This is a genomic window from Luteitalea sp., assembly GCF_044337415.1.
Classification (GTDB): domain Bacteria; phylum Acidobacteriota; class Vicinamibacteria; order Vicinamibacterales; family Vicinamibacteraceae; genus Luteitalea.
The window spans coordinates 1-21,395 of sequence record NZ_JBIINP010000033.1 but is presented as its reverse complement, the minus strand read 5'-3'; the positions used below and the strand labels follow the sequence as shown (position 1 = coordinate 21,395).

The 21,395-nt window shown below is 71.6% G+C and carries 15 protein-coding genes and 1 riboswitch; of the genes, 9 read left to right on the top strand and 6 right to left on the bottom strand.

What is annotated here, in order from left to right; genetic code table 11:
* Positions 1 to 7: 7 nt before the first annotated feature.
* A riboswitch (cobalamin riboswitch) is annotated at positions 8 to 223 on the top strand.
* A 53-nt stretch (positions 224 to 276) separates the two neighbouring features.
* The 7 genes from ACIRDX_RS08100 to ACIRDX_RS08070 all read left to right on the top strand — a co-directional run bounded on the left by ACIRDX_RS08100 (position 277) and on the right by ACIRDX_RS08070 (position 9,274).
* Positions 277 to 2,511 carry a TonB-dependent receptor domain-containing protein gene (locus ACIRDX_RS08100; RefSeq protein ID WP_396624906.1) on the top strand — a complete coding sequence of 745 codons (2,235 nt, stop codon included), beginning with the start codon at positions 277 to 279 and terminating at the stop codon, positions 2,509 to 2,511.
* Between the two features lie 40 nt (positions 2,512 to 2,551).
* Positions 2,552 to 3,301 carry an ABC transporter ATP-binding protein gene (locus tag ACIRDX_RS08095; protein WP_396624905.1) on the top strand — a complete coding sequence of 250 codons (750 nt, stop codon included), beginning with the start codon at positions 2,552 to 2,554 and terminating at the stop codon, positions 3,299 to 3,301.
* The gene (locus ACIRDX_RS08090; protein ID WP_396624904.1) at positions 3,298 to 4,458 is read left to right on the top strand and encodes a FecCD family ABC transporter permease; all 1,161 of its coding nucleotides are present in this window, start codon (positions 3,298 to 3,300) and stop codon (positions 4,456 to 4,458) included. Before ACIRDX_RS08095 ends, ACIRDX_RS08090 begins: the two co-directional genes overlap by 4 nt.
* Positions 4,455 to 5,402 carry an ABC transporter substrate-binding protein gene (locus ACIRDX_RS08085; RefSeq protein WP_396624903.1) on the top strand — a complete coding sequence of 316 codons (948 nt, stop codon included), beginning with the start codon at positions 4,455 to 4,457 and terminating at the stop codon, positions 5,400 to 5,402. The genes ACIRDX_RS08090 and ACIRDX_RS08085 overlap by 4 nt, the downstream gene beginning before the upstream one ends.
* A 61-nt stretch (positions 5,403 to 5,463) precedes the next feature.
* Positions 5,464 to 6,789, top strand: a complete 1,326-nt coding sequence (locus ACIRDX_RS08080; protein ID WP_396624902.1) for a PDZ domain-containing protein — start codon at positions 5,464 to 5,466, stop codon at positions 6,787 to 6,789.
* Complete coding sequence (locus ACIRDX_RS08075; protein WP_396624901.1) at positions 6,786 to 7,970, top strand: hypothetical protein; 1,185 nt, start codon at positions 6,786 to 6,788, stop codon at positions 7,968 to 7,970. The genes ACIRDX_RS08080 and ACIRDX_RS08075 overlap by 4 nt, the downstream gene beginning before the upstream one ends.
* Positions 7,970 to 9,274, top strand: coding sequence for a cation:proton antiporter (locus tag ACIRDX_RS08070; protein ID WP_396624900.1), 1,305 nt, complete (start codon positions 7,970 to 7,972; stop codon positions 9,272 to 9,274). Before ACIRDX_RS08075 ends, ACIRDX_RS08070 begins: the two co-directional genes overlap by 1 nt.
* Positions 9,275 to 9,345: 71 nt before the next feature.
* Here ACIRDX_RS08070 and ACIRDX_RS08065 read toward each other — a convergent pair whose 3' ends face one another.
* The 5 genes from ACIRDX_RS08065 to moeB form a co-directional block, all read right to left on the bottom strand.
* A complete protein-coding gene (locus ACIRDX_RS08065; RefSeq protein ID WP_396624899.1) occupies positions 9,346 to 9,675 on the bottom strand; it encodes a HesB/IscA family protein in 330 nt (109 codons plus the stop codon).
* A 51-nt stretch (positions 9,676 to 9,726) separates the two neighbouring features.
* Positions 9,727 to 10,902 carry a cysteine desulfurase family protein gene (locus ACIRDX_RS08060; RefSeq protein WP_396624898.1) on the bottom strand — a complete coding sequence of 392 codons (1,176 nt, stop codon included), beginning with the start codon at positions 10,900 to 10,902 and terminating at the stop codon, positions 9,727 to 9,729.
* 127 nt (positions 10,903 to 11,029) lie between these two features.
* A complete protein-coding gene (locus ACIRDX_RS08055; RefSeq protein WP_396624897.1) occupies positions 11,030 to 11,494 on the bottom strand; it encodes an RrF2 family transcriptional regulator in 465 nt (154 codons plus the stop codon).
* A 129-nt stretch (positions 11,495 to 11,623) separates the two neighbouring features.
* Positions 11,624 to 12,724, bottom strand: a complete 1,101-nt coding sequence (locus ACIRDX_RS08050; RefSeq protein ID WP_396624896.1) for a c-type cytochrome — start codon at positions 12,722 to 12,724, stop codon at positions 11,624 to 11,626.
* Between the two features lie 289 nt (positions 12,725 to 13,013).
* Positions 13,014 to 14,462 (bottom strand): molybdopterin-synthase adenylyltransferase MoeB, encoded by a 1,449-nt coding sequence (gene moeB / locus ACIRDX_RS08045; RefSeq protein ID WP_396624895.1) that lies wholly within the window; start codon positions 14,460 to 14,462, stop codon positions 13,014 to 13,016.
* Positions 14,463 to 14,680: 218 nt separating this feature from the next.
* Between moeB and ACIRDX_RS08040 the strand changes: the two genes are divergently transcribed.
* The gene (locus ACIRDX_RS08040) at positions 14,681 to 17,338 is read left to right on the top strand and encodes a TonB-dependent receptor domain-containing protein (protein ID WP_396624894.1); all 2,658 of its coding nucleotides are present in this window, start codon (positions 14,681 to 14,683) and stop codon (positions 17,336 to 17,338) included.
* 265 nt (positions 17,339 to 17,603) lie between these two features.
* Here the strand turns inward: ACIRDX_RS08040 and ACIRDX_RS08035 are convergent, their stop codons facing one another.
* Positions 17,604 to 19,184, bottom strand: coding sequence for a B12-binding domain-containing radical SAM protein (locus ACIRDX_RS08035; RefSeq protein WP_396624893.1), 1,581 nt, complete (start codon positions 19,182 to 19,184; stop codon positions 17,604 to 17,606).
* Positions 19,185 to 19,248: 64 nt separating this feature from the next.
* On the opposite strand from ACIRDX_RS08035, the gene ACIRDX_RS08030 reads away from it, so the two are divergent.
* On the top strand, positions 19,249 to 21,395 hold a 2,147-nt coding region (locus ACIRDX_RS08030; RefSeq protein WP_396624892.1), incomplete at its 3' end, for a hypothetical protein.

Sequence of the window (21,395 nt, the reverse complement as noted above, 5' to 3'; positions counted from 1 at the left end):
ACACTCAAACCGCGTGCTATGCTTCGGGCCGACAACCGACGTTGTCGAAGGGAAGCTGGGTGCAAGTCCCACACGGTCCCGCCACTGTGATGCGGTGAGCCGGTTCGCACAGGTCAGGCCGCCAGGCCGGACCCGCCACTGCAGCCCTCGGGCTGCGGGAAGGCGCACGAACCGCTCGCAATCCCGCCGAGTCAGGAAACCTTCCGTCGGGTACGTCCTCCGTCGAGGCGCAATCAGGCACCTCGACGTCGGCGCGTGGAAACGCCGGGAGGTCACATGATTCGCACGCGCACCCTGCCCCTGGCCGGGTTGCTGCTGGCCCTGCTCTCGACCCCCGCTTCGGCGGCCCGGCTGAGCGGCACGGTGACCAGTGGCGACGGCCGCCCCGTCCCCGACGCTCGCGTCGTCCTCGAGGGCCCCGTCGGCCCCGTCGCCACCACGCGCACCGATCGCACCGGCGCCTACCTGCTCGACGCGCCCGACGGCGACTACGTGCTCCGCGTCGTGGCTGATGGATTCAACGCCCCCAGTCAGCAGGTCCAGTTGGCCGGCCAGGACGCCACAGCCGATCTCAGGCTCGAGGTCGCAGCCCTCGCCGAGTCGGTGGTGGTCACGGCCGGCCTCACGCCGGTGACGCGCTCGGGCACCGGCGCCAGCCTCACGGTGCTCGACCAGACGGAACTGCGCACCCGCCAGCTCGAGAGCAGCGTCGATGCCCTGCGCTCCGTGCCGGGCCTGGGAGTGCTGCGCAGCGGCGGCCGCGGCGCCGTCACGTCGCTGTTCCCCCGCGGCGGCGAGAGCGACTTCACCCTCGTGCTCGTCGACGGCATCCGCCTGAACGACATGGGCGGGAGCTTCGACGCGGCGCACCTGCCCCTGTTCGACCTCGATCGCATCGAGGTCGTGCGCGGCCCGCAGAGTGCGCTCTACGGCACCGACGCGGTCGGTGGCGTGGTGCAGCTGGTCACGCGGCGCGGCGGGCCGTTGAGCGCCGGCGGACTGTTCGAGGCGGGTTCGTTCGGCACCTGGCGCGCCAACGGGACGGCCAACGGCACCACCGGTCGCCTTCGCTGGGGCGGCGGGCTCGAGCGCCTCGCGAGCGACGGGTTCACCGGCACGGCGCCCGGCACCGGCGAGACGGTCAGCAACGACGACTACACCCGCACGGACGCCACGGCGAGCCTCGGCTACCAGGGCGATCGCCTGCTGCTGACCGGCCTGTTCCGCGCCGGCGACAACACGCGCGGGGTGCCCGGTCCCTACGGCAGCGACCCCAACGACACCTACACGGGCGTCGACCGCGTGTCGCGCAACGACAACCAGACGCTGGCAGCCGGGGCCTCGGCGACCTGGCGCCTGCGCCCGGCCGCCCAGATTCGCGGCGCGTTCTCGTTCGCCGATCGCGACAGCACGTACCTCAGCATCTATACCCCCGACACGCCGACGGCCTCGGGCAACCGCCTGTACTCGGGCCGCAGTTCGCTCGACCTCGCATGGCTGGGCGTCGCCTGGACGATGGGCGGCGAGTACATGTGGGAACGGGCGGAGTCGGCCTTCTTCACGGGCCTGCAGGGGCAGGAGATTCCCGTGGAACGGACCCAGGTGGGCGCGTTCGGCGAGGGTCGGTTCGAGCGCGGCCGCCTCGCCCTGCAGGCGGGCCTGCGCTACGAGAGCGTGACGCGCGAGGCCCTCGAGGGCAACCGGGCCGTCTTCAACCCGCGCCCGCCGTTCCCCTCGTCCACGACGTCGGTGCTCAACCCGCGCGTGTCGGTCAGCTACCGCCTCCTCGGTGGCGACTCGACGTGGCTGCGCCTGCGCGGCAACTTCGGCACCGGCATGCGCGCGCCGAGCGCCTTCGAGATCGCGTTCACCGACAACCCCGGACTGAAGCCCGAGCGGACGCGCAGCCTCGACGGCGGCGTCGAGACCGGCTGGTTCGGCGGGCGCCTGGTCGTCGATGCAACCTACTTCCGCAACGACTACGACGACCTCATCGTCACCGTCGCGCGCGTGCCCGGGACCTCGACCTACCGCAGCGACAACATCTCCAACGCGCTGGCGCAGGGCATCGAAGGCACGGTGGCCTTCCGCCCGAGCACGTTCCTGACGGTGCGCGGCGGCCTCGTCGCCCTGCAGACCGAGATTCTGCCCAACGATGGCCGGCCCGTCGCCCCGGCGCCGTTCAAGGTCGGCGACCCGCTGCTGCGGCGTCCCGAACTGGCCGGCTTCGCCGACGTGCTCTTCACGGCCGGGCGCGCGGGTGGCTTCGTGCGCATCGACAGTCGCGGCGATACGCAGGACATCGACCCGTCGTTCGGCGCCACTGCGGGCATCTTCACCAACCCGGGCTACGTCACCGTGGACGCCGGCGCCTCGTTCCGCGTGCTCGAGCGCCTCGAGGTCTTCGGGCGCGCGCTCAACCTGCTGGACACCGACTACGAGGAGATCTTCGGCTTCCCGGCGCTGGGTCGCAGCGTGATGGTCGGGGTGCGCGTTGCTACGGGCCGCTGACCTCACCTGTCGGTTCGGCCGCGCGGAGGTCCTGCGGGGCGTGTCCCTGCAGGTGCCCCGCGGCGGCATCACCGGCATCCTGGGCCCCAACGGCTCGGGCAAGACGACGCTGCTGCGCCTGCTGTCGGGGGCGCTCGCGCCGACCAGCGGCGAGGTGCGCTTCGACGGCGTGCCGATTGGCAGCGTGCCGAAGCGGCAACTCGCGCGTCGCCTCGCGGTGGTGCCGCAGGAGATCCACCCGGTCTTCGACTACTCGGTGCTCGACCTCGCGCTCATGGGGCGCTATGCGCACCTCGGGCCGTTCGGATTCGAGACGGCCGACGACCTGCTGGCCGTGCGCCGGGCCCTCGCGGCCACCGGTACGGCCGACCTCGAGTGCCGTCACTTCGACACGCTGAGCGGCGGCGAGAAGCAGCGCGTCGTGATCGCGAGCGCGCTCGCGCAGTTCGAGGAAGACACCCACGACGAAGGGCGCCTGCTCATCCTCGACGAGCCGACGGCGGCGCTCGACCTGCACTACCAGATCGAGGTGGCGCAACTGCTCCGCCACCTCGCCGACGATCGCGGGCTCACGCTGCTCGTGAGCACGCACGACCTGCAGTTCGCCTGGCAGGTGTGCGATCGCGTGGTGCTGCTGCAGGCGGGCCGCGTCCTCGCCGACGGGCCCACACACGACACACTCACCCCCGAACACCTGCAGACGCTCTACGGCGTGCAGGTCGATCGGATGACGCACCCGGACGGCACGGTGTCGCTGGTGCCGGTCACGCTGGTGGGGGCGCGCCGGTGAGTGCGACGCGCGAGCAGGCCGTCAGCCAGGGCCAGACCGCCGGCCAGGGCCGTCGGCTCCCTGCCGAGGATGGAGCCGACGCACGGCGCGGCAGCGAGACCGTCGCGCCGGCAGCGTGGGATCCGCTCGACCCGCGCCGGGCCGCGCAGGCGGCCTCGGCCCTGCGGCGACGCGCCTGGCGCACGCACGGCATGTTCGCCGCCCTGCTGATCGCGGCCATCGTCGCGGCCCCGCTCGTCGGCTCCACGCCGCTCGATCTCGGCGCCGTGCTGGATCGATCGCGCCCCTGGGCCGACAACACCGCCGCGCAGATCTTCTTCATCGCCCGATTGCCCCGCGTGCTCGCCGCGGGGCTGGTCGGCGCCACGCTCGCCGTCGCCGGCGTGGTGATGCAGGCGCTGCTGCGCAACCCGCTGGCGACGCCGTTCACGCTGGGCGTGTCGTCGGGATCGGCGCTCGGCGCCATGCTCGCGATCACGTTCCTGCCGGCGTGGACCGGTGGCGCGTTGACGTCGGTGCCTCTGGCGAGCCTGGCCGGCGCGCTGGGCGCCGTGCTGATCGTGTACGCGCTCGCGCAGGTGCGACACCGCGGCTTCTCTACCGACGTGCTGCTGCTCGCCGGCGTGACACTGAATGCGTTCTTCTCGGCGCTGATCCTGCTGGTGCAGTACCTGTCGGACTTCACGGAGACCATCCGCACGCTGCGCTGGCTCATGGGCGACCTCGACGTGGCCGGCTACGCCCCGCTCGGCGTCGCGCTCGTCATGCTGCTGCCGGCGCTGGCGGCGTTCGCGTGGCTGCCCCGCAGCCTGAATGCGCTGGCGCTCGGCGCGGAGCAGGCCGGGACGCGCGGCGTGCCCGTGCTCGGCGTGCAGCGCGTCGCGTTCTTCGCCTCGTCGCTCGCCACGGGCGTGGCGGTGTCGCTCGCGGGGCCGATCGGCTTCATCGGCATCATCGTGCCGCACCTGGTACGGCTGATCGTTGGCGCAGACCATCGCGTGGTGATGCCGGCCTCGGCGCTCTTCGGCGCCGCCTTCCTCATCGCCTGCGATGCGCTGGCGCGCACCGTCATCGCACCCGTGGAACTGCCCGTCGGCGTGGTCACCGCCGTGCTGGGTGCGCCGTTCTTCCTGTGGCTGCTGATTCGGAAGCCATGACGGGGATCGGGAAGCGGGTACCGGGTACAGGGTACCGGGTACGGGGTACCGGGTACGGGGCCCACGTCGGGACAACGGGCGCCATCTTCTCGCTGGCGATTGCCTGCCTGCTGATGTTCGTTGCGGCGTGCTCGCCGCGCGAGGAGGCAAAGCCGCCGGCGGCCGTGCAGGGGCCGCGCGTCGTGTCGCTGGTGCCGTCGGTGACCGAGATGCTGTTTGCCGTCGGCGCGGGACCACAGGTCGTCGGCGTGAGCAGCTTCGACAAGTTCCCGGCGGAGGTCGCCACGCGCCCGCGCGTCGGGGCGCTGCTCGATCCCGATGTCGAGCGCATCCTCTCGCTGAAGCCCGATCTGGTCGTGACCTACGCGTCGCAGTCCGCGTTGCGCGAGCAATTGGCGAAGGCGGGCATCGCCGTGTTCGAGTACCAGCACGGCGGCATCGGCGCGACCCTCGAGACCTTCGAGGCGATCGGCGCACGCACGGGGCACGAAGCGGAAGGACGACAGGCCGCCGAGGTGTTGCGCGCGCAGTTGATCGGCGTGCGCCAGCGCGTCGAGGGTGCGCCCCGTCCACGCACCCTGCTCGTCTTCGGCCGTGAACCCGGCGCGGTGCGCAACGTGTGGGTGAGCGGCGGCCGGGGCTTCCTGCACGAGTTGCTCGACGTCGCCGGGGCAGACAACGTGTTCGCCGACGTCGACCGCGAGAACGTGCAGGCCTCGAGCGAGTTGCTGCTCGCCCGTGCGCCGGACGTCATCGTCGAGCTGCGCGCGGAGGCGAGAGCTCCCGAGGTCACCTCGCCATGGCTGGCCCTGCCGTCGATCCCCGCTGTCCGGGCCAATCGCATCCACGCGCTCCAGGGCGACCAGTTCGTCGTGCCCGGGCCACGCCTCGGCCAGGCGGCCGAGCTGCTGGCGCGTGCCCTGCACCCGGAGGCCTTCAAGTGACCGTCGCCACGCCGCGAGGTGGGTTCGGCCGACGTCGCCGCCGGGTGATACCCTCCGCCACATGACTGCTCCAGGAGGCTCCGCCAGCTCGCGGGAAACGCGCCTCCTCGCGGCGACCATCGGCATTTCGCTGGTGGTGCTGCTGGTGCTGTCACGGTTCCGCTTCCCGGAGACGGCAGCCGAGTCGCGCGACGGCACTTCGGCGCAGCCCCTGGCCCGCCTCGCGGCGCGTGCCGCCTTCGACGACCTCTCCCTTGCGGTGCGCGAGCTGACGGGCCGGGTCGACGGGGCAGTGCTGCCGCTGCGCGTCACCATGCCCGGCATCGACGATGGCTGGCGGCTGGTGCCAGCGTTGCGCGTGCGCGACGACGTCGCGATGGCGCTGCTGCCGGACGGCTCGTTCATCGAGGCGATCCCTGGTGTGCCCGGACCGGTGACCGTGCTCGGGCGCGACGCCGTGCGCGGCGTCACGCTCGTGCGCGTGCCGGCGCGAAAGGCGCCCGTGCTGACGCTGCGCGAAGGCCAGCAACCGCTGACGACGCCCGGCTACGTGGCCGTGGCCGAGGCCAGCGCCTCAGGTACGTCGCTGCGCCCGGTGTTCGTCGGCCGCAGCGACGGCCTCGGGGATCCGCGCTGGGATGGACAACTCCTCAGCCTCGGTCGCGGTGCCTCGGGCGACGAGGGCGCTCCGGTCTTCACGCTCGACGGTCGGCTCGTCGGGTTGGTGACGATCGCCGATCGCGAGCCGGCGGTCGTGCCGGCCTCGCCACTGCTGGCCCTGGTGGACCCGTTGCTGCGCGGCGCGACCTCGCCGCCGGGCGACATCGGCGTCACGGTTCAGGACCTCGACGCGCGCCTGGCGGCCGCGACGGGCGTGCAGGCCGGCGCGGCGGTGGTGACCGTGAGGCCCGACGGTCCCGCCGCGGGACGCCTGGTGCCCGGCGATGTGATCACGACCGTCAACGGCCAGCCCATGCGTCACGGCAGCGCGCTCCAGCAGCGCATCGCCCGCAGCGCACCGGGCACGGCACTATCGCTCGCGGTGCGACGCGACGGCGCGTTCCTGACGGTGCCCGTCACGGTGGGCTCGAGGCCTCCCGCGCCGCAGTCACCCGTGCGCGCGGCCGCCGACACATCGAGTCGCCCCCTCGGCCTGGCGCTGCGCGCCGTGGAAGGCCGGGGCAGCGAGATCACGCGGGTGCAGGACGACTCGGCAGGCGCAGCCGGAGACCTTGCGCCCGGCGACGTCGTGATCGCGATCGGCGCGACGCGCGCGCCCTCTCCTGCCGCCGTGACGCGGGCCTTCGAGGCCGTGCCGCCTGGCGGCGCGCTGCTGCTGACCATCGAGCACGACGGCCAGCCGCGACTCGTGGCCGTGCCGAGATGAGGCGCCACGAGGAGTGGCGCGAGGTCGGCGGCGCCGATGCGCTCGACACCGCGCTGCCGCCCGCCCGTGCCGACAGCGCGTCGTGGCTGCGGCCGTTGCGCACCCGCGCCGCCCTGGGCCTGGCGCCGGCCGTGGCGCCGGCGGTCCTCTTCGTGCCGATTGGCGCCGCCCTGGGCCCGGCCTTCACCAACGTGCTCAACCCGGCCGCCCTCGGCCACCTCGACGCCGTCGTCGCCGTGGCGCTGGCCGTGCTCGGCGTGTTCGCCGGGCTGGCGCTCGCACTCGAGGGACCGCGTGACAGCCGCGCCTTCGTGGCCGCGAGCCTCGAAGCGGGAGTCACGCTGTTGATCGTGGCGGCGGCCTTCACCGTGCTCCTCGGCGCATGGGGCATGCCGTTGGCCATGCCAGTGGGGTTGGTGGCCACCACGCTCGGCCTCTGCGCGTCGGTCTCGTCGGCCTCCAGTTCGTCCGACGTGTCGCCGACCCACACGCTCGCCGTCCGCATCGCCGACCTCGACGACGTGCTGCCTATCGTGGTGAGCGGACTGGTGGTGGCGGTCGTCGGGCGCAGCGTCGCCGCGCCGATCGCCGACATGGCCACGTGGGCCGCGTGGACGGTCCTGCTCGGCGCCGCGATGGGAGTGGCGGGCTGGATGCTGTTCGAGCGGGCTCACTCGCGCGCCGAGCGGAACGTCTTCATCGCCGGCATCCTCGCGCTGATCGGCGGCACGTCGTCGTACCTCGGCCTGTCACCGCTGCTGGCGGGCCTGGTGGCGGGCGGGCTGTGGGTGCGGCTCCCGGGACATGCCGACCGCGTGGTGCGCGAGGACCTGCAGCGCGTGCAGCATCCGTTGCTCGTGGTGCTGTTGCTCGTGGCGGGGGCCTCGTGCGGGTTCTCGCGCGAGGCGGTGTGGCTGAGCGCGCCGCTGGTCCTGTTCAGGCTCACCGGCAAGCTGACGGGCGGCTGGCTCGCCACGCGGCTGCACGGGCACATGTCGGCCGGCGAGTTGGGCCTGCACCTGGTGGCGCCCGGGTTGCTCGGGATCGCGATTGCGCTCCACCTGCTCCAGGTGGTGCGCACGCCGGGCATGACGGCCGTCCTCACCGCCGTGGTCGTGGCGACGCTGGCCTCAGAGGCGCTCGCGCTGGTGCTCCGCCCCGCCGACGAGGGGCGCGGCTGATGCGCCTGCTCGCCCTCGTCCTCATCGTCGCGACGACGGCGCTCGTGACGGGGCGGGCGCCGGTGCCCGGGCAGGGAGGCGGGCCCGGCACGGCATTGGCCATCGGGTTCGCGCTGATCGCCGCCTCGCTCACCGGCGAGTTGTTCGAGCGCTTCAGGCTGCCGCGCATCTCCGGGTATCTCTTCTTCGGCGTCGTCTGCGGCCCCTACGCCGGCGCCATCCTCTCGCCCGCGATGGCGCGCGAGATGCAGGTGATCAACGGGCTCGCGATCGCGTTGATCGCGTTCATCGCCGGACTCGAGATCAACATCGTGCGGTTGCGGCCGCACCTGCGGGCCATGCTCACGATGGGCGGCGTGATGATCGCGCTCATGTGGGTGTCGCTCAGCGTCCTGTTCTTCGCCGCCTGGCCGTGGCTGCCCATCGCCCCCGAGGTGGGCGGGTTGGCGCGCGCCGCGATGGCGGCGGTGGTGGCGACGGTCACGGTGAGCTTCTCGCCCACCGTCACCATCGCCGTGATCACCGAGAGCCGCGCCCGCGGTCCGCTGGCCGAACTCGTGCTCGCGCTGGTGGTGCTGGCCGACCTGATGCTGATCCTGCTCTTCACGCTGTCGATGGAGAGCGTGCGCTTCGCCCTGGGCGGCGGCCAGGCGGGGCACGGGCTGCTGTCGGGACTCGCGTGGGAGATCTTCGGGTCGTTCGCGTTCGGCGGCATCGTCGGCGCGTGCTTTGCGTTCTACCTGCGTCACGTGGGACGTGAAGTGACGGTGGTGCTGCTCGGCGTGGCCGTGGTGCTGAGCCAGGTGGGCGGGGCCCTGCACTTCGAGCCGCTGCTGGCGGCACTCGGCGCGGGACTCGTGGTGGAGAACATCGCGCCGCCGGAAGGCGACGCGCTGCGCCTGGCGGTGGAACGCGGCGCGCTCCCGGTGCTCGTGCTCTTCTTCGCAGCGGCCGGCGCGAACCTGCACCTTGGAGCGCTGGCGACGGTCGGCCTGCTGGCCGTGGCCATCGCGGCCGTGCGCATGGGGTTGATCAGGGGCAGCGCCGCGGTCGGGGCGCGCGTGGCCGGACTGGAGGGGCAGCCGCCGGCACTGGCGTGGATGGGGCTCGTGTCGCAGGCCGGCGTGACGCTCGGTCTCGCCATCCTGATCAACGCCGAGTTCCCTGACTGGGGCGGGCGGCTCTACGCGCTCATCGTGTCGATGATCACGCTGCACGAGACCATCGGCCCGATCCTGTTCCGGAGTGCGCTGGCGAAGGCCGGCGAGGTGGGGAAGATGGACGTCATGCCTCATGCCTCATGAGGCATGCCTGCGCACGGGCCGACGCACACGATCACTTCCGACTGCCGACTGCCGACTCCCGACTGCCGACCTCAACTCAGGGAGAATGACGTGCCGCAGCCGCAGGTCGCCTTGGCCTTCGGGTTGACCACCACGAAGCCCTTGCTGATGAGGCTCGTGTCGAAATCGAGCTGAGTGCCCTCGAGGAACTTCAGGCTCTTCGGATCGACGTAGATGCGTGAGTCCTCGGGACCGTCGAAGACCAGGTCCTGCGCCTTGGGCTCGCCTTCCCACGCGAACACGTAGCTGAGGCCGCTGCAGCCGCCGGCCTTCACGCCGACGCGCAGCCCGCCCTGTGGGAGGCCCTGCTTTTCGAGCAACTTGCGGATCTGACGGCCAGCGTCGAGGGTGATGTACATCATCGTTGAGTCGCCTTGCTGGAGGACCGAAACCGGACCTCTCACATCGCCATTCTACCGCGCCATGCCTCGTTGGCGGCGCAGGGCCGGCACCACGGCGATCAGGCGATCGGCGAGGGCGTCGACCTCGGCCTCGGTGGCGGTGCGCAGCAGGCCGAACCTCAGCGAACTCTTCGCCGCTGCCTCGTCGAGGCCGAGCGCGAGCAGCACGTGCGACGGCGCGGCCGAGGTGGACGCACACGCCGCGCCCGGCGAGACGGCCACGTCGGTGAGCGCCAGCACGAGGTCGCGGCCACTCACGCCATCGAAGCCGACGTTGAGGTTGTGAGGCAGCCTCGGGGATGCCGCGCCGCGGAGGTGGACATCGGGGACGCCCTCGCGCAGGCGCGTCCAGAGGCGATCCCGGAGCGCGCCTACGCGCAGGGCATCCTCGGCACGCCGGCGGACGGCCAGTCGCGCCGCCTCGCCGAAGCCGACGATGCCGGGCACGTTGAGGGTGCCCGACCGAAGGCCGCGCTCGTGCCCGCCGCCGAGGTGCTGCGCCGCGAGCGACACCTTCGAGGCGCGCCGCACCACAAGGGCCCCCACGCCCTTCGGCCCGTAGATCTTGTGCGCGGTGCAGGAGAGCAGGTCGATGCCCTGCGCCGCCATGTCCACGGCCACGTACCCGGTGGCCTGCGAGGCGTCGCAATGGAGCCACGCCCCCGCCTCGCGGGCGATCGCGGCGATGTCGGCGAGGGGCTGCAGGACGCCGATCTCGTTGTTGCCGGCCATCACCGACACGAGCGTGGTGCCTGGCGTGACCAGCGACCGCAGGCGGTCGAGGTCCACGAGGCCATCGGATTGCACGGGGGCCCGCGTCACGCGCACGCCCTCGTGCTCGAGGCGCGCGCAGGGGTCGAGCACGGCCGGGTGCTCGGTCACGAGGGTGACGACGTGGAGGTCGGCAGGGGCGAGGCCCTCGGCACGCCTGGCCTCCACCACACCGCGCAGCGCGAGGTTGTTGGCCTCGGTGGCGCCGCTGGTGAACACGACATCGCGCAGCTTCGATCCGACGAGCGCGGCCACGTGCTGACGAGCCGCCTCGACCGCCTCCTGCGCCTCCCACCCGTAGGGATGCTGGAGGCTGGCGGCGTTGCCGAAGCGCTCGGTGAAGTACGGCAGCATGGCCGCGACGACCTGCGGGTCGCACGGCGTGGTGGCGTGGGCGTCGAAGTAGAGGCGAGGCAAGGGCGGGATGGGCGACAGGCTTCAGGCGACAGGCAGCCTGTAGGCCGACGCCTGTGGCCAATCGTGCGTCGTCACAGGACGCGCCAGGGGGCAGGCGGCAGGCCGCCTGTGGCCCGTGGCCTGCCGCCTATTCCGCGGCCGGCGCCGGCGTGCGACGCGACAGGCTGACGGGCATGGTCGGCACGCTGGCCTCGTCGACGATCTCGGCGAGGGTGCAGCCGGCCAGGGCCATCAGGATGCGGTCCTTGATGCGCCAGAGCGGATCGCGGACGTTGCACTTGGTGTACTGGTCGCAGGCGTGGTCATCGGTGGAGCACGCCGTCACTGTGAGCGGTCCGTCGACGGCCTGGATCACGTCGGCGACCGACATCATCGTGGCCGGTCGGGCCAGCTGGTAGCCGCCGCGCGTGCCCTGGTGCGACACGAGGAGCCCGCGCCGCACGAGGCGCTGCAGCACCTTGGCCATCAGTTCGGCCGGGATGTCGTACTGCTCCGCAATCTCTCGCGCGCTGGCCGACCCGCGGTCGCCGTGCAGCGCCAGGTGCTTCATGGCCATGAGGGCGTAGTCGGTCTTCTTCGACAGGCGGAGCATGGCTGGATTCTAGCGGAAATCGGTCCTCATTGGTCGGCTTTCGTCATCCGGCGGTCGGGCCACGCTTCCTGAACGCCTCCGTGCCCTTCCCCTCCTTCGGACTCTGAATTCCGACCTGGGACCCTTGAATCACTTCGTTGGCGCCAGCGGCTCGGGTGCCTTGTTCCGCACCTTGGGCACGGTCCGCAGGTACGCAAACACCGCCTTCATGTCGGCGTCGGTGAGGTGGCTGAGCGAGGGCCACGGCATCGGCGGTAGCAGCGCGCGACCTCGGCCCTGGTGACGGCCGCTGCGGAGCGTGTCGATGAACTGCTGCTCGGTCCACGTGCCGACCCCCGTCTCGTTGTCGGGCGTCAGGTTCGCCGCGAAGCTGGTGCCCCACGGCCCCTGCTTCGCCTGCGTGAGGGTCATGGCGCTGGCCCACGGCGCCTCGAGGTGCCGGCCCGCGGGCACGGTCTCCGATGAGGGATACCCGGAGAACCGGCGGCTCATGTCGGGCGCTGGGCCCTTGTCGCCGGTCTTGAACGGCGTGTGACAGTCCTCACAGCCGAGCACGTCCACCAGGTACTTGCCGCGCGCGACGGGCGTGGCCGCCGGAGCCGGAGGTCCCGCTGGTGGGATGGGCGTCACAGCTCCCGACGCAGGCGGGGACGAACCGGGCACGGGCACCGCGTTGTCGATGGCCGGGATCGACTGCAGGTACGCGAAGACCGACCGCAGGTCCTCGTCGGTCATGCGGTTGAGCGGTTGGACGGGCATCGGCGGGCGAATGGCCCGTCCGGTGCCCTTGTGACGCCCGGTCCGGATGGCCGCCATGAACTCCCGCTCCGTCCAGGACCCCACTCCGGTGGGATGCGGCGTGAGGTTGGGGGCAAGGGCGAGGCCGAGCGGCGACGTCCAGGCCGTGTTGGTCGCGGTGGCGGCGATGAACCAGGGTGGGGCCAGGGGCGGCTCGGTGGGCACGCCGAGGGTCGCCGGATGGCCGGAGAGCAGGCGCGCGATGTCGGGTTCAGGCCCGTTGTCGCCGAGCCTCCATGGCGTGTGGCAGTCGTTGCAGGCGCCAGCCTTGACCAGGTACTCGCCGCGCGCGACGCGCGGGGACCGCGACGACGACGCGCCCGTGGCCTGCGCGGCAGGATGCGCGCTCCACATCCCCACGATCACCCCACCCACGATCGTCGCGGCGATCGTGCCGATACCCGTCTTCATGAGGCGTGTCCGACACGTCATTGCTCTCCTCCATCTCGGCGTGAAGCCCGACGCGTGCGCTCCGCGGTGTCCCCCACGATCCGGCGACCGAGCAGTGCGACGGCGACGAGCGAGGACAGGAGGCACCCGGCACGCGGCGCGTCACAGGAGAAACGCGCCGACCGGGAACCTTCCCCGCATCGACGCGTAGTGTCCTGATTACCCTTCTACCCTCTACCTTCTACCTTCTACCTTGTGCCTTCTCATGAGGCATGAGGCATGACGCATGAGGCATGACGCATGAGGCATGACGCATGAGGCATGACCCGCCTCAGTACTTCGACTTGTGCGGCTCGATCCTGTCCACCCAGGCGAGGATGCCGCCGGCGACGTTCACGGCGCGGTCGAAGCCCTGCTCGCGCAGGAGCGTCACGGCCTTGGCGCTGCGCCCGCCCACCTTGCAGTGCACCAGCAGGTCCTTCGTGCGGTCGAGCTCGTCGAGGCGACGCGGCAGTTCACCCAGCGGAATCACCGTGGTGCCCTCGATGCGGACGATGTCGATCTCGTGCGGTTCGCGCACGTCGAGCACGATGATGTCGTCGCCGGCGTCGATGCGGCGCTTGAGTTCCTCGACCTCGATCACCGGCACGGCCCCGACGGGCGCGGCCGTCGCGCCCGGTGCCGGCTTGAGGCCGCAGAACTGCTCGTAGTCGATGAGCGCCTTCACGGTGGGATTGTCGCCGCACACCGGGCACTCGGGATCGCGCCGCAGCTTGAGCTCGCGGAACTTCATCTTCAGCGCGTCGTAGATGAGGAACCGCCCCACGAGCGGCTCGCCGGCGCCGAGAATCAGCTTGATGGCCTCGGTGGCCTGGATCACGCCGATGATCCCCGGCAGCACGCCCAGCACGCCGCCCTCGGCGCAGCTCGGCACCAGCCCGGGAGGTGGCGGCTCAGGGTAGAGGCACCGGTAGCAGGGCCCATCCTTGGTCGCGAACACCGAGGCCTGCCCCTCGAACCGGAAGATGCTGCCGTACGCGTTCGGCTTGCCGAGCAGCACGCAGGCGTCGTTCACGAGGTAGCGCGTCGGGAAGTTGTCGGTGCCGTCGATGATGATGTCGTACGGCGCGAACAACTCCAGCGCGTTCTGCGACGACAGCGCCGTCTCGTACAGATCGACCTGGATGTGCGGGTTGATCGCCTTGACGGCGTCGCGCGCCGAGTCGAGCTTGCGGCGGCCGATGTCGTCGGTGCCGTGCGCCACCTGCCGCTGCAGGTTGCTGAGGTCGACCACGTCGAAGTCGACGATGCCGATGCGGCCGATGCCGGCGGCGGCCAGGTACAGCAACACGGGCGAGCCCAGTCCGCCGGCGCCCACACACAACACGCTCGCGGCCTTCAGCTTCCGCTGCCCTTCCATGCCGACTTCGGGAAGGATGAGGTGACGCGAGTAGCGGGCCACCTCCTCCTGCTCGAGCGACGGCAACTCCGCTGTCGCCGTCGGGCAGCCGCCGGCCACCGACGGGATGATGCTGATCGTGTCGGTCGCCCCGAGCGGCGTCTGCTCCTTCTGGAGGTACCGGATGTCCTCGTCGTTGACGTAGATGTTGACGAAGTGCCTGAGCTTGCCCTGCTCGTTGTACAGGTGCTTCTTCAGCTCGGGGTACGTCGTCGTCAGCTGCGCGAGGGCGTCGGCGACGGTCGCGCCGCTCACCTGGACGGTGTCGAGCTTGTCCGTGTATTGGCGAAGCGGCGTGGGGATGTGGACGATCTGGGACACGTTGACTCCTTGACGGGCCGCGCGGCACACGCGGCCCTGACTGCGGCGGCTTCACCTCACGGACGCCCGTGCCGATCAGCCACCCGCAGCCTTCAGCAGGTCCGCGCGCCCCGTCGATGCGGACCGGGGTGCAGGGGACAGGCCGATGCGTTTCCGGCTGCGGCCATTCGGATCGATGATAGCGAACGCCTCCCGGCCCTCCCGGCCGCTTGTGTCATATGTCACGCGCCTGCCTCACCCTGCTCCTTGCCCTTGCCGTCGTCAGCCCGACGGCACCGGCCCGGGCGCAGGCCGCGGCCACGGCGCCGCTTGATGGCCTGGTGGCTGGGCTCGTCGAGGACGCACTCGGTGGCGCCCTCGACGCCGCCACCGTGCGCGTCACCTGCGGGACCGTCGTGCGCGAGGCACGCACCGACGCCACGGGGCGCTTCGTGATCGAGGGGCTGCCCCGCACGGCCTGCCTGGTGCAGGCCAGCGCCGACCTGTTCACCGCGGTGACCCACGCCGTCGACCTGGCCGGCCGGCGCGACGCCCAGGTGCGCTTCGTGGTGGAGCTGGCCGGCATCGCCAGCGAGGTCACGGTCACGCCCGCCCGCGGCGAGCAGGAGCGGACCTTCGACGTCCCGGAGCCGATCGGGGTGGTGACGCGCGAGGAGCTCGAGTCGCGCCCGGTCCAGCTGTTGCCGCAGGCGCTGCGAGAGGAAACCGGCGTCCTCGTGCAGCAGACCACGACGGCGCAGGCCTCGGTGTTCATCCGCGGCTTCAGCGCGCAGCGCGTGCTGTACCTGCTCGATGGCGTCAGATTCAACACGTCCACCTACCGTGCGGGCGCCACGCAGTACCTGGGCTGGGTCGATCCGGGCAGCGTGCAGCGCATGGAGGTGGTGCGCGGCCCGTCGTCGGTGCAGTACGGCAGCGACGCCCTCGGCGGCGCGGTCAACGTGATCTCGCGGGCGCCGCAGGTGATCCCGGTCGGCACCCGTGGCAGCGGGGCCGTCGAACTGGTGGGGGCCACGGCGGACATGAGCGGCGGCATGGAGGCCTACGGCGAGTTGCGCGCGCCCGGGCTCGCCCTGCGCGGCGGCCTGTCGACGCGCGCCGCAGACGACCTGCGCACGGGCGGGGGCGTCGACAGCCACAGTGCCCTCACGCGGTACCTCGGCCTGCCGTCGACCATCGCGTACGACCGCCTGCCGTCGACGGGCTTCCGCCAGTCCGGCTGGTCGGCGGCCGTCACCGTGCCGCTCGGCCAGGGGTCGGCGCTCACGGGCCTGGCGATGCAGCAGTCGCAGTCGAGCGTGAACCGCCACGACCGCGAGATCGGTGGCGACGGACTCTTCCGGAGCGTCTACGACCCACAGCGCCTCGGCTTCGGCTACGCACGCTACCAGCGGGCGACGGCCCTGGGCCCGTTCGCGGCCCTGCAGGCGACGGTGTCGTTCAACCAGCAGCAGGACGACCGGCTGGAACAGGCCCGGCCGAGCACGTTCTTCGAGACGGAGACCGCTCGCACGCGCGTGCTCGGCTATGCGGCACAAGGCACGCTCCAGGCATGGAAGGGGCACTCGGTCACGACCGGGGCCGAGCTGTACGACGAGTCGATTGCCACGACGCGAGACCGATGGACCGGAGGCGCCGCATCCGCGCTCCGTCCGGAGATCCCTGATGGTGCCGGCTATCGCTCGGCCGCCGTGTTCGTCCAGGACACGGCGTCGCTGTTCCACGACCGCCTCGGCCTGCGCGCCGGGCTGCGGCTGGGCAGCTACACCTACGAGGCGCCAGCCGACCCTGGCCTCGGCGTGAGCGCGGAACGCGTGCGGATGAGCGCCGCGACGTTCAACGTCGGTGCCGTGTGGAGCCTCACCGATGCTGTGAACATCACGGGCTCGGTGAGCCGCGGGTTCCGCGCGGCCAACGCCTTCGACCTCGGTGCGATTGGCGTGTCTGGCGGCGGCTTCGAGGTGGCCCCCACGGAGGCCGCCGCGCTCGGCGCCCTGATCGGCAGCAACGACGGCGCCACGGCCGTCGGCACCGGAGCCCCGGTCGTGCAGCTCGGTCCGGAGTCGCTCTACGCGTTCGACGCCGGGGTCAAGGTACGGACGCGCCGGGTGGCGGGCTCGGTGGTCGCCTTCGATCTGGAACTGCGCGATGCCATCGCCCGCCGCACCGCGATCTTCCCGACGGGGATCGTCGGGACGTCGGTGGCCGGTTACGCGATCGTGGCGCAGGACGCCGCTGGCCGCGCCTACGTCGCCGTCGACTCCCGGCCGATCGTCACCCGCGTGAACGTCGACCGCGGACGCGTCCTGGGCATCGAGGGCGACGTCCAGGTGCGCGTCGCGCCCGCGTGGATCGCGAGCGCCAACGTGTCGCTGGCGCAGGGGCGTGACGGCGACGACGTCTACCTGCGGCGCATGCCGCCGCTGATGGGCGCGGCACGCGTGAAGTGGGAGCCGAGCGTGCACCCCGTGTGGGCCGAGGCGGTGATCACGGCCGCAGCGACGCAGGATCGCCTGAGCCCGGGCGACCTGGCGGATGCACGGATCGGGGGGCGCCGGCGCCGGGCCGATATCGCCACGTTCTTCAACGGCACGGCGACGGACATGGGCCTGGTCCAGGCCGGCCGCCTCGTGCCGACCGGGGAGTCGCTGGCCGAGGTGCAGGCGCGCGTGCTCGGCGACGCCGACGTGTCGTACCTGTACACGAGCACCCCAGGCTTCGTCGTGGTGAGCCTGCGGGGCGGGTGGCGCCTGACCTCGCACGTCGACGCCACCGTGATCGTCGACAACCTCACCGACCGCAACTACCGCTGGCACGGCTCGGGCACCGACGCACCCGGCGTGTCGCTGATGGCCAAGCTCGGCGTGCGGTTCTGAGTAATTCGGAATTCAGAATTCAGGAATGAAGCGCGGGTCCGGGCACCGCCATCTCCGGGGACATTCAGAGTTCACGATTCAGAACGAAGCGCGGGTCCGAGCATCGCCATCTCCGGGGACAGTTCAGAGTTCACGATTCAGAATGAAGTGCGGGGCCGGGCACCGACGTCTGCTCGGAACAGTTCGGGATTGAATGCTCAGGATGAACTGCATGGCGCGCCCTGCCAGCCTCCCGCGGGAGCGTTGGCGTTGTGGGCCTCGCGCTTCATTCTGAACTCTGAATTCCGAATTGCTCACTGACATACTCGCGCTCGCGCTGGCGGATCGCCTTGTAGCGGCGGAACGTGTCGCGCGACGACTCCAGTCCGACCATCGACTTCCATGTGGTGCCCCTGAACGTGTGCGCCAGCAGCGTCGGCGCGTTGCGCAGCACGAACCCGGGCCGACGCCGCAGCACCGCCGGCATGTGCCGTACCTTCATCCAGCGTTCGGCCTTCCAGCGCAGGAACTCGATCTCCTCGGCCTGCAGGTGCGCGCTGCGGACCACGGCCGTTGTCCCGTCGTACTCCTCCAGACGATCGTTGACGATGAGGTTGCGCTCGCGGAACGTCTCGTTCATCGGTGTGCGCGGGTACGGTGTCGGATGCTGGATGTACGGCCAGTCGACGTGCCGACGCGCGAACGAGAGGTTGGCCTCGATCGCCTCAGCCGTGTCGTCCGGATTGCCCACGATCAACCCGCCGACGACGTAGAGGCCGTGCGCGTGGAGCACGTCGATGGCGGCCTGCGTGGCGTTGCCGACGCGTCGCCCGGCCTCGCGCTGCGCGTTCTTGGCCGACGCCTTCAGGAACGCGAGGTCATCGTCGAGCACGTTCTCGATGCCGAGGAAGACGTACTCGAAGCCGGCGCGCTTCATGAGCGGCGCGAGGCGGTCGCCGTGCGCGGCGAAGGCCGACGTCATGCCCTGCACGATGTAGCGGAGGTCCGAGAGGCCCTCCTCGATGATGCGCTCGCACAGCGCCTCGAAGCGGCGGACGTCGAGCGTGAGGTTGTCGTCGACGAGGAAGATGACCCGCGCCCCGCGCGTGCGGGCGTCGCGCAGGTCGGCCATCACGCGGTCGAAGCCGCGTGCATGGAAGTTGCGGCCGCGCATCTCGATGATCGAGCAGAAGCTGCAGTCGTAGGTGCAGCCGCGCGAGGTCTCGACCACGTCCACGGCGTCGCCGAGGAACGTGTAGCCGCGCAGCACGCGCGCTTCGCGTCGCGGCAATCCCAGAATGTCGTCCAGGTGCGCCGACGGCGGCCGGTCGGCGTTGGTGACGACTGTCCCGTCGGGCCCGCGCCACGTGATCCCCTGAAGAGCCGCCAGCTCCGACCCGGCGGCCAGTCCTCCGTACCCGGCACCCGGTACCCGGCACCCGGGCGTGTCTCCGGCCCGTTCGAGGATCCGCAACAGTTCGCGAAACGTGACCTCCCCCTCGCCGCGCACGACGATGTCCACGCCGTCGGGGCCCATCCATGCATCGGTCGCCAGGCTGGGGTCGTAGCCGCCGGCGACGATCACGGCCTCGGGGCACCAGGCGCGCAGCCGCCGCACGAGGCGCAACGCCGTACGCCGCTGGAAGGTCATCGCCGACAGGCCGATCACGTCGGGCCGGCGTGCGCGCACGAGTCGCTCCACGGTGCCTGCCACGTCGTGCGGCACGAGGACGAGATCGGCGATATCGACGGTGTGGTGGGCGTCGATGTTGCCGGCCAGCGACGCGAGCGCCCCGTTGGGCATGCACATGCCGATGGTCGGCGTGTGCTCGAACGCGTCGGGCATCGAGAGGAGCAGCACGTGCATGGCACGTCCTCCAGCGGTGGACCGAGGTGACCGGGTGACGCTGGCCAGCATACACTCGCCATCGATGCACATGAGGCCCGACCGCACGTGGCCACCAGACGCGGCCGGGTTGGGACAACCGGCCCGACACCTGTGTGTGGCGCTGGCCGTGGCCGTGTACCTGCTCGTCGGCGCGGCCGCGCACGCACAGTCACCCCAGCCCATCGACCGCCGGGCCCTCGTCGAGCGGCACCGCGTCGAGGTCCGCGGTATCGACCCGCAATCGCCACTGTCGGTAGGCAACGGCTCGCTCGGCTTCACCGTCGATGTGACCGGACTGCAGAGCTTCCCCGAGGCGTACGAGAGCGGCACGCCGCTCGCGACGCTCAGCACGTGGGGCTGGCACTCGACGCCGGTGACGCCCGAGCCTGTGCTCGCCGACAGCCTGGTGACGTTTCGCGCCGGCGATCGCGATGTGCCCTACGCCGACGCCAACGACCGCGACGGGCGACCGATGCCCGCCGCCGAGTGGCTGCGCGCCAATCCCCACCGGATGGATCTGGGACGGCTGGGACTCGAGTTCCTCCGGTCCGATGGGTCGGCCGCCAGGATCACCGACCTGGCCGATGCCACGCAGTCGCTGGACCTCTGGACCGGCACGGTCACGAGTGCGTTCCGTGTCGAGGGGCATGAGGTGCTCGTCATCACGACGGTGCACCCGGAGGACGACCGGATCGCGGTCCGCGTCGTGTCGCCCCTGGTGCGGCTCGGCAAGCTGCGCCTGGTGGTTGCCTTCCCGTATCCGGCAGGCACGTGGTCGGGCACGCGCGACTGGTCGCGGGCCGCGGCGCACGCGACGACGATGCGCGCGAGCCGGTGGGACGCGACGTTCGCGCGGCGGGTGGACGGCACGAACTATCAGGCGACCCTGCAGTGGTCGGCCCCGTCGGACCTGCGGCAGGCCGGGGCCCATGCGTGGACACTCGCGCCGCGTGGCGGCAAGGCGGCCGGCGCCATGGCCGACACCTTCGACGCAACACTGGCGTTCTCGCCGCAGGCATCGGACGTGGCGCGCACCGACGTCGACACCACGCTGCGCGCCGCGGCCGATGCGTGGGAGTCGTTCTGGCGGTCGGGCGCGGCCGTCGACCTGTCCGGCAGCCGTGATCCCCGCTGGCGCGAACTGGAGCGACGCCTCGTGCTGTCGCAGTACCTCACGCGACTGCATGCCACGGGACCGCGCCCGCCGCAGGAGACCGGACTGGTCACCAACAGCTGGTTCGGCAAGGCACACCTCGAGATGTTCTGGTGGCACGCCGCCCACTTCGCGTTGTGGGGACGGTCGCAGCCACTCGCCACGGCGCTCGACTGGTACGCGACGATCCTGCCGCGCGCACGTGAGACGGCGGCGACCCAGGGGTATGCCGGAGCGCGCTGGCCGAAGATGGTCGGGCCAGACGGACGCGAATCACCCAGCGGCGTCGGCGCGTTCCTCGTGTGGCAGCAGCCGCACCCGATCCACCTCGCGGAGTTGCTGTGGCGCGAGTCCCGCGATCCTGCCGTGCTGAAGCGCTTCGCGTCGATCGTGTTCGAGAGCGCGACGTTCATGGCGTCGTTCCCCCGCGAGGGCGACGACGGGCGCCTGCACCTCGCGCCGCCACTCATTCCCGCGCAAGAGACGTACGGCCCCATCAAGACCCGCGTGCAGGATCCGACGTTCGAGCTGGCGTACTGGCGCTGGGCGCTCGGCGTCGCGCAGCAGTGGCGGGAGCGACTCGGCCTGGCGCGCGAACCCGCGTGGGACCGCGTGCGCGAGCGCCTCGCGGTGCCCACGGTGCGCGACGGTCGCTACGCGGCGATCGCCGTCGAGCCGTTCACCACGCCCACCGATCACCCGTCGATGCTGATGGCGTACGGCTTCCTGCCAGCCACCGAGGGCGTCGATGCCGCAACGATGGGGCGCACGCACGACTGGGTGCGGGCCAACTGGGACTGGGCGACGACGTGGGGCTGGGACTACCCGGTGCTCGCGATGACCGCCGCGCGCCTCGGCCGTCCGGCGGACGCCGTCGACGCGCTGCTGATGGACGTGCCGAAGAACCGATGGATCGCCAACGGTCACACGCCGCAGCGAGCGAACCTGCCGGTGTACCTGCCGTCCAACGGCGGCCTGCTCGCGGCGATCGCGATGATGGCGGGCGGCTGGGACGGCGCGCCGTCGCGGCCGGCGCC

What these genes read in the sequence shown, in the direction of transcription:
- ACIRDX_RS08100 (WP_396624906.1), top strand. Translation starts at nt 277, where the DNA reads ATGATTCGCACGCGCACCCTGCCCCTGGCCGGGTTGCTGCTGGCCCTG.
- ACIRDX_RS08085 (WP_396624903.1), top strand. Translation starts at nt 4,455, where the DNA reads ATGACGGGGATCGGGAAGCGGGTACCGGGTACAGGGTACCGGGTACGG.
- ACIRDX_RS08080 (WP_396624902.1), top strand. Translation starts at nt 5,464, where the DNA reads ATGACTGCTCCAGGAGGCTCCGCCAGCTCGCGGGAAACGCGCCTCCTC.
- ACIRDX_RS08075 (WP_396624901.1), top strand. Translation starts at nt 6,786, where the DNA reads ATGAGGCGCCACGAGGAGTGGCGCGAGGTCGGCGGCGCCGATGCGCTC.
- ACIRDX_RS08070 (WP_396624900.1), top strand. Translation starts at nt 7,970, where the DNA reads ATGCGCCTGCTCGCCCTCGTCCTCATCGTCGCGACGACGGCGCTCGTG.
- ACIRDX_RS08065 (WP_396624899.1), bottom strand. Translation starts at nt 9,675, where the DNA reads ATGATGTACATCACCCTCGACGCTGGCCGTCAGATCCGCAAGTTGCTC.
- ACIRDX_RS08055 (WP_396624897.1), bottom strand. Translation starts at nt 11,494, where the DNA reads ATGCTCCGCCTGTCGAAGAAGACCGACTACGCCCTCATGGCCATGAAG.
- ACIRDX_RS08050 (WP_396624896.1), bottom strand. Translation starts at nt 12,724, where the DNA reads ATGACGTGTCGGACACGCCTCATGAAGACGGGTATCGGCACGATCGCC.
- ACIRDX_RS08040 (WP_396624894.1), top strand. Translation starts at nt 14,681, where the DNA reads ATGTCACGCGCCTGCCTCACCCTGCTCCTTGCCCTTGCCGTCGTCAGC.
- ACIRDX_RS08035 (WP_396624893.1), bottom strand. Translation starts at nt 19,184, where the DNA reads ATGCACGTGCTGCTCCTCTCGATGCCCGACGCGTTCGAGCACACGCCG.